The sequence below is a fragment of the Nonomuraea diastatica genome (assembly GCF_004349015.1).
Taxonomy (GTDB): domain Bacteria; phylum Actinomycetota; class Actinomycetes; order Streptosporangiales; family Streptosporangiaceae; genus Nonomuraea; species Nonomuraea diastatica.
In genome coordinates, this window is sequence record NZ_SMKP01000030.1 from 61270 (window position 1) to 68958 (window position 7689).

The 7689-nt window shown below is 71.9% G+C and carries 4 protein-coding genes; 2 read left to right on the plus strand and 2 right to left on the minus strand.

The window, feature by feature from the left end; genetic code table 11:
* Positions 1-29 precede the first annotated feature (29 nt).
* The gene (locus E1294_RS13535) at positions 30-3644 is read left to right on the plus strand and encodes a S8 family peptidase (protein WP_132508382.1); all 3615 of its coding nucleotides are present in this window, start codon (positions 30-32) and stop codon (positions 3642-3644) included.
* Here E1294_RS13535 and E1294_RS13540 read toward each other — a convergent pair whose 3' ends face one another.
* Entirely contained in the window at positions 3645-4634 is a 990-nt protein-coding gene (locus E1294_RS13540; RefSeq protein ID WP_132508384.1) for a helix-turn-helix domain-containing protein, read from the minus strand.
* A gap of 174 nt (positions 4635-4808) precedes the next feature.
* On the opposite strand from E1294_RS13540, the gene E1294_RS13545 reads away from it, so the two are divergent.
* Positions 4809-6857, plus strand: coding sequence for a cellulose binding domain-containing protein (locus tag E1294_RS13545; protein WP_132508386.1), 2049 nt, complete (start codon positions 4809-4811; stop codon positions 6855-6857).
* Between the two features lie 270 nt (positions 6858-7127).
* On the opposite strand, the gene E1294_RS13555 is transcribed toward E1294_RS13545, so the two are convergent.
* The coding region (locus E1294_RS13555) for an AAA family ATPase (protein ID WP_220447712.1) at positions 7128-7689 on the minus strand (562 nt) is incomplete at its 5' end.

The following is a 7689-nucleotide window of genomic DNA, read 5'->3' on the forward strand; positions in this document are numbered from 1 at the left end:
GTCACCCCCACAGACAGATCGGTTCGTTCATGCGATGGATCACCCGCCTCGCCGCCGCCGGCGCGGGCCTGGCGATGATTGCCGTACCGGTGCCCGCGCACGCGGCAGCCCCCGAGCCGGCAGCCGGCTCAGACCCGCACCGGGTGACGCTGATCACCGGCGACGTGGTGACGGTCCAGGAGTTCGCGGGCGGCAAGCACGCGGCGACCGTGCAGCCCGGCAAGGGCCGCGAGGACGTCAGGTTCTTCACCAAGGAGGAGAACGGCGACCTGGTGGTCACCCCCGCCGACATGGTCCCCTACCTCTCGCAGGGTCTCATGGACGAGCGGCTGTTCTCGGTCAGCGACCTGATCGAGCAGGGGTACGACGACGAGAGCAGCGACGTCCTGCCGCTGATCCTGGCGTACAAGGAGAACCGGCGGGCCGTCACGCTGAAGAGCGTCAACGCGCGCGCCATGCGGGCGGACAAGGACGCGCTTCCCGTGCTCTGGGGAGCCGAGCGCGCCGGAGGCGAGCCGCGGCTGCGCGACGGGCTGGCCAAGATCTGGCTCGACGGGAAGGTCACCGCGTCGCTGGAGCACAGCGTCCCGCAGGTGGGAGCACCGCAGGCCTGGCAGGACGGGTACGACGGCAAGGGGGTGAAGGTCGCCGTCCTGGACACCGGGATCGACGAGGCCCACCCCGACGTCGCGGCCAAGGTCACCCAGACCCGCAACTTCACCGACGACCCCTCGGCCAAGGACGAGCACGGCCACGGCACCCACGTCGCCGCCACGGTGGCGGGCACCGGCGAGGCGTCCGGCGGGCTGCGCAAGGGCGTCGCGCCCGGCGCGGAGCTGGTCATCGGCAAAGTGCTGGACGCCAACGGCAGCGGCTCCGAGTCGCAGGTGCTCGCGGGCATGGAGTGGGCCGCGAGGGAGAGCGGGGCCGACATCGTCAACATGAGCCTCGGCGGCGGCCCCACCGACGGCACCGACCCGCTCAGCAAGGCGGTGGACGTGCTGACGGAGGAGACCGGCAGCCTGTTCGTCATCGCCGCGGGCAACGAGGGCGACGACTACACGGTGGGCACGCCGGGCGCCGCCACCTCCGCGCTGACCGTCGGCGCGGTGGACGCGAACGACGCGCTGGCGCCGTTCTCCAGCCGCGGCCCGCGCCTGGACGAGGCGCTCAAGCCGGACATCACCGCCCCGGGCGTGGCCATCATCGCCGCGCGGGCGGCGGGCACCGGGCTGGGCACGCCCGTCGACGACCGGCACACGAAGCTGTCGGGCACGTCGATGGCCACGCCGCACGTGGCCGGCGCGGCGGCGGTGCTGGCCCAGCGCCACCCGGAGTGGAAGGCCGGGCAGCTCAAGGACGCCCTGGTGTCCACGGCGAAGACCGTCGAGGGACAGACGCCGTACGAGCAGGGCGGCGGCCGCCTCGACGTGGCCCGCGCCGTGCGGCAGGGCGTCACGGCCACCGCGTCGCTCAGCATGGGCGTGCACGAGGACGGCGGCACTGACACCCCCGGCGGCGCCATCACCTACACCAACACCGGCCAGGAGCCCGTCTCGCTGACGGTCGCCGCCACCCTGAGCAACCTGGACGGCGACGCCCCCGGCGAGGGGGCCGTGAACCTGTCGGCGACGACCCTCACCGTGGACGCCGGGGCGAGCGCGACCGTCGGGACCACCGTGGACCTGACCAAGCTGGTGCACGGCAGGCATGTCGGCCACGTCACCGCCACCACGGCGGACGGCTCGGCGGCCGCGCACACCACACTCGCGCTGACCCGGCGCGGCAAGATGCACAAGGTGCACTTCACCGGCATCGAGCGGGACGGCAGCCCCGCCCGCGTGCCGCTGATCACCATGTACGGTGCCGCCGCCAGGGACGACGCCTACGGCTACATCCTGCGCGAACACGAGGGCTGGACGGTGGAGGTGCCGGAGGGCACCTACCACATGCAGGCGATCATGGGTGAGACGCACGACGAGCTGCCCGTCGACTCCCTCGTCGTCAACCCCGAGCTGCCGGTCACGTCCGACATGGAGGTCGTGCTCGACGCCAGGACCGCCGTGCCCGTCGAGATCAGGACCTCGCAGGAGGTGATGCAGGAGGGCATCTCCACCTACTTCACCCACCGCACGTACGGCTCCCGCAAGATCAGCCTGAGCTCGATGAACTTCCCCTCGGTCGACGGGCTCGCGGTCACCCCCACCGCGCCGGTGCGCGACGGCACCTTCGAGTTCTCCTCGCGCTGGCAGCTGGCCGCGCCCCGGGTGGTCGCCCGGCTGGGCCGCGAGTCGCTGGTGGTACGCCCCACGATCCGGTCACCGGAGATCGACGGCAGGAAGCGCTGGCCGCTGGTCGACGGCGGCACGGGCGACGTGAGCGGGCTCGACGTCAAGGGCAGGGTGGTCGTCATCACCAGCGCGACGTTCGGCGACTGGACGAGCAAGCTGAAGGACATCGCCGCGGCCGGCGCGGCGGCGGTGGTCGTGGTCGGGCCCGACGGCCGGGCCATGTGGCAACCGTGGACGCCGGCGGGCGACCGCGACCCGCTGCCCACGCTGCTGATCACGCACGACCGCGGCCAGGCGCTGCTGGACGGCGCCCGCGCCGGCCGTGCCGTGCTCGACGTGACCGGCCAGTTCGCGACGCCGTACCTGTACGAGGTCATGCAGGTCTCCTCCGGCCGAGTGCCCGAGCGGATCGTGCACGAGGTGAACTGGCGCAACACCGCCCGGGTCGATGCCGGCTACCAGGAGTCCGGCGGCGGCTCGTACGGCAAGGACCAGCGGTTCGGCTGGCGGCCGTGGCAGACGTACGACCTGGGCCTGCAGATGGAGACCCAGCGCGTGGTGCGCACCCCGCTGCGCAGGGCCGAGTACGTCAGCTCGGGCGGCACCCAGTGGCAGCACGTGGTCCAGCACATGCTCACCTGGGAGTCGAGCAGCCGGCTGCGCGGCGGCCTGACCGACCGGCCCAGGACGTACCGGGCGGGCGAGATCGCCAGGGAGCGGTGGTTCGCCCCCGTCGTACGCCCGGCCGCGACGGCCGCGACCCGCACGGGTGACGTCCTGTCGGTGCAGGTGCCCGAGTTCGCGGACGCCGACGGCCACTACGGCTACGCGGGCGGGAGCGGCGACAAGGACACCACCGCGGCCCGGGTCTACCGCGACGGCGAACTGGTGGATGAGCGGAAGAACCTGCGGGGCGACATCGCCGCCGTGGAGGGTGACGCCGAGTACCGCCTGGAGTTGTCCACGACCCGGACCTCGGAGGAGTGGCGGTACGCCACGGCCACCGAGAGCTCCTGGACGTTCAGGTCCGCCCGGCCGGCGGACGAGCAGCGGCTGCCGCTGCTTGGCGTGGACTACGACGTGCCCGCCGACCTGGAAGGGAAGGTGCGCCGTACGCTGCCGGTCGCGCTGGGCTTCACCGCTCGGGACGCGAGGAAGCTGACCGCGGAGATGTCGTACGACGACGGCAAGACCTGGCGCAGGCTGCCGCTCCTCCCTCTGGGGCAGGGCCGGTACAAGGCGCTGGTCTCGCATCGCAGGACCGACACCGGGGTGTCGCTGCGGGTCATCGTGACCGGGGCTTCGGGCGAGCGGTTCGAGCAGACCATCACCCGGGCGTACGGGGTGAAGTAGCTATAACCAGCGCTCGCGGGCCGCATGCCAGGCAAGTTGCATCCTGGTCTGCGCGCCCGCGAGCCGCATCAGGTGGTAGACGCGGCGCTGCACCGTACGCAGGCTGAGCCCGAGCTGGCTGGCGATCGACTTCTCCGGCACCCCGGCGACCAGCAGCGAGAGCAGGTAGAGCTCGTCGGCGTCCAGCGGGCAGCCGGGGGCGGTGTCGGTGACCTGGCCGTCCTCCAGGAACCTGATCGGCGTGGCCCGCTCCCACTGGGCCTCGAACAACGCGATCAACGCCTCCAGCAGGCTGCTCCCGCGCACCAGGGCCGCGGTCGGCTCGGTGGTCCGGCCGGCGTACTGCACCAGCGGGAGCAGCGCGGTGGACCGGTCGGCGATCATCATCCGCACGGGCAGGAACCGCACGGCCCGCGCCTGCTCGCCGAGCTTGATGCCGAACGCCACGTTGGCCACCATCCCGGGTTCCTCCAGCAGGGCCCGCTCGTAGATGACCCGGTAGGCCACGCCGCGTCCGAGCGCCTCTAGCTCCTCGGTGTTGTCCGTGGACGGCATCACGACGTGCCCGGCCCGGCAGAAGTACATGACCTCCTCGCGGGCGCTGTCTTGGAGGTGGCGTACCTGCTCGCGCAGCGCGGCCCGGCTCGGCAACACCTCGATCAGCCGGTCGGCGTCGCTGCGGCGCAGGCTCGCGCGATATTCCTCGGCGAGCTGGTCGACCGCCTGCCGAGCCCAGTCGATCGTCTCCTGCTGCCGCACCAGCCGCGGGCCGAGCGCGACCTCGGGCGCCACCGGCGCGAACCTGCGTCCTCCGCTGCCCGCGACCTCACGGACGAGCCCCATGCCCGCCATGGACGCCAGCGCGGCGGCCGCCGCCTGCCGCGTGAGGTCCAGTTCCTCGGCCAGTCCGGTCAGATCCGCCTCGCCGGCCCGTACGAGTAACCGGTACGCCCGCTCCTCCACCTCGCCCAGTCCGGCAACCTCCAGCATGTCCCCCATGATGACATGCACACCAAAGGGCACATATGCGCACATATGACACAGCGCGCGGTGAAAGTTTCATCGCCGGTTGACGAGCCCGAAGCCTGCCCCTCATGATCATGCTGTCTCCTGGTCAGGAGGAGGCGTCGAGTGATGACCACTTTCCACGGGCGAGGTGCACCGATGCCGAGAACCCTGCTGCGGGCCGCGTCCGCACTGCTGCTGACGCTGACCGCGCTCAACACCCCCACGGCGTACGCCGACGACACCGCCGCCCCGGTGGAGGTGACCGTCAACGCGCGCGCCGCCCTCGCCACCGTCCCCGAGACGGGCATCGGCGCCAACCATGCCATCTGGGACACCCACCTGGGCTCCGACGAGACCGCCGACCGGCTCAAGGACGCCGGCGTGAAACTGCTGCGCTACCCCGGCGGCTCATACTCCGACATCTACCACTGGGCCGACCACACCGCCCCAGGCGGCTACGTCGCGCCCGGCACCGACTTCGACACCTTCATGCGCGGCGTACGGCGCACCGGCGCCCAGGCGATGGTGACCGCCAACTACGGCACGGGAACGGCGGAGGAGGCCGCGGCCTGGGTACGGCACGCCAACGTCACCAAGGGCTACGGCATCACGTACTGGGAGATCGGCAACGAGAACTACGGCAACGGCCACTACGGCGCCGCATGGGAGGCCGACGACCACCCTGACAAGAGCCCGGCCGAGTACGCCCGCCACGTCGTGGCCTACTCCGACGCGATGAAGGCCGTCGACCCGGCCATCAAGGTCGGCGCGGTGCTGACCACGCCCGCCAACTGGCCCGACGCCATCGTGGCCGAGGGCGACGCCGGCAGCTGGAACGAGGTCGTCCTGTCGACCGCCGGCGCCAAGATCGACTTCGTGATCCTGCACTGGTATCCCGGCGCCCTCGACCGGGTGGGCCACGTACCCGACATGATCCACCTCACCCGCGAGCAGATCGCCCGCCACGCTGGGCCGGACGCGGGCCGGATCAGCATCGCCATGACCGAGTTCAACACCGGATCGAGCAGCAACGGCACGAACACCCAGCCCGGCGCGCTGGCCGCCGCAGACTCCTACGCGACGCTGCTGGCGAACGGGGTGTTCACGGTCGACTGGTGGAACGTCCGCAACGGCATCGGCGCCGTCACCGAGGTCGAAGGGCACACCGACTACGGCGACTTCGGCCTGCTGTCGAGCGCGGCGTGCACTTCTGACGGAAGCGTCTGCGAGCCGCCGCTGAACACGCCCTTCGCGCCCTACTACGCGCTGCGGATGATGAGGGCGTTCGCCCGGCCCGGCGACCAGTTCGTCGGCGCCGCGACCGACGAGCCCGCCCTCTCCGCGCACGCCGTCCGCCGTCCCGGCGGCGACCTCGCCGTCCTGCTGATCAACACCTCGTCCGGCACGTCCCACCCCGTGACCATCGACTACGAGGGCTACACGCCCGCAGCCGGGCCGCCCACCGTGCTGACCCACACCAACGGCGCCACGTCCATCACCACCACGGCCACGGGCAGCGCCACCGCTCAGACCCTCCCGCCCCTCTCGCTGACCACGCTCGTCCTGCATCCGGAATCACCCGAGGCCGGCCACCCCGGCGCACCCGGGCAGCCCACCGCCTCGAACGTGACCGCCACCACCGCCACGATCACCTGGCCGCGCGCCACAGCCGGATCGCGCCCGATCGCCAAGTACGAGCTGCACCACCGGCTCGGCGCCGTCAGCGAGCAACTCGGCGAGACCGGCGGCACGTCGTTCGCCGTGGACAACCTCAAACCGGGCACCCGCTACACGGTCAACGTGATCGCCCGTGACAGCGGGGGCGGCCTGTCCTGGTCGTCCCCGCCGCTGACGTTCACGACCACGACGCCCGCCACCAGCTCCTGCACGGCGCGGCTGAGCATCCAGTCCGACTGGGCCAGCGGCTACGTCGGCGCCATCGACATCACCAACGACGGCGCCCCCGTGAACGGCTGGACGCTGACCTTCTCCTGGCCCAGGTCGTGGCAGAGCCTGGGCAGCGGCTGGGGCGGGGTCTGGACGGAGGACGGGCGGGACGTCAAGGTCGTCAACGAATCCGGCAACGGCACGCTGGCCACCGGCGCGTCGACCTCGATCGGCTTCGTCGGCGACTACACCGGCCCGAACGTGCTGCCCTCCGTCTTCAAGCTCAACGGAACGGTCTGCACGTCCGGGCCGATGTGATGCCGGTCAGCCGACGGCCCAGGCGCGGGTGACCGGGACCCGGCTCCAGGTCGCACCGTCGTCCGTGGACATCTCCGCCAGGCGTGGCTGCATGCGCTGCGCCGCGACAGAGGTGACCACCTGGTTCTCGTGGCCTCCCCGGCCGGCTCGGGCGTTATCCGGGACAGCGCCCTGTAGTGGTGCGCATCCTTGCGCCGGTGCCTGGCGACCAGGTTGGTGGCGATGCCGGAGAACCAGGGCCGCAGCCCGCCGCGTTCAGGGTCGAACCGGTCACGCTGTCCTCCCAACCGTCTCGTCCGCTGTCAGATCAGTGGTGTCCAGCCACAGATCGGCTCCGGCCACCGCCTCCTGCTCCCGGTGCAGCATCGCGAACTCGTCCCGGGTGAGGTGGACCGGCCGTCCCACAACCCGCTCCCGCGCTTGCCCGTACGCCACCCGCAGGCGCACCACCAGCAGGTCCAGGGACGCGCGATACACCGCCAGCGTCTCCTCGTTGAGCGCGTCGGCGACGACGACGTCCATCCCCGCGTCGACGAAGTTGCCGGCCAGGCTGCACGCGTTGGCCGCGCTGAGCCGCCGCTGCCTCCGCCCCTCGGCGCCCTTCCACGGGGCGACCGCCCCGGCGACCACGAGCTGGCGCACGTCATCCACGTCGATGAAGGCGCATCTGGCGCGCGTGCCCGCGAGCCGCCGCCCCAGCGTGCTCTTGCCCGCCGCCGGAGGCCCGGACAACACCAAGACCCGCATGCCGACGCCCTCCTCAGCGATCAGCTCCCCGAGGGCCAGTAGCATGACCGCCATGCATCCCCCCGGCCCGCACACCCCATGGAAC

What these genes read in the sequence shown, in the direction of transcription:
- E1294_RS13535 (WP_132508382.1), top strand. Translation starts at nt 30, where the DNA reads ATGCGATGGATCACCCGCCTCGCCGCCGCCGGCGCGGGCCTGGCGATG.
- E1294_RS13540 (WP_132508384.1), bottom strand. Translation starts at nt 4,634, where the DNA reads ATGCTGGAGGTTGCCGGACTGGGCGAGGTGGAGGAGCGGGCGTACCGG.
- E1294_RS13545 (WP_132508386.1), top strand. Translation starts at nt 4,809, where the DNA reads ATGCCGAGAACCCTGCTGCGGGCCGCGTCCGCACTGCTGCTGACGCTG.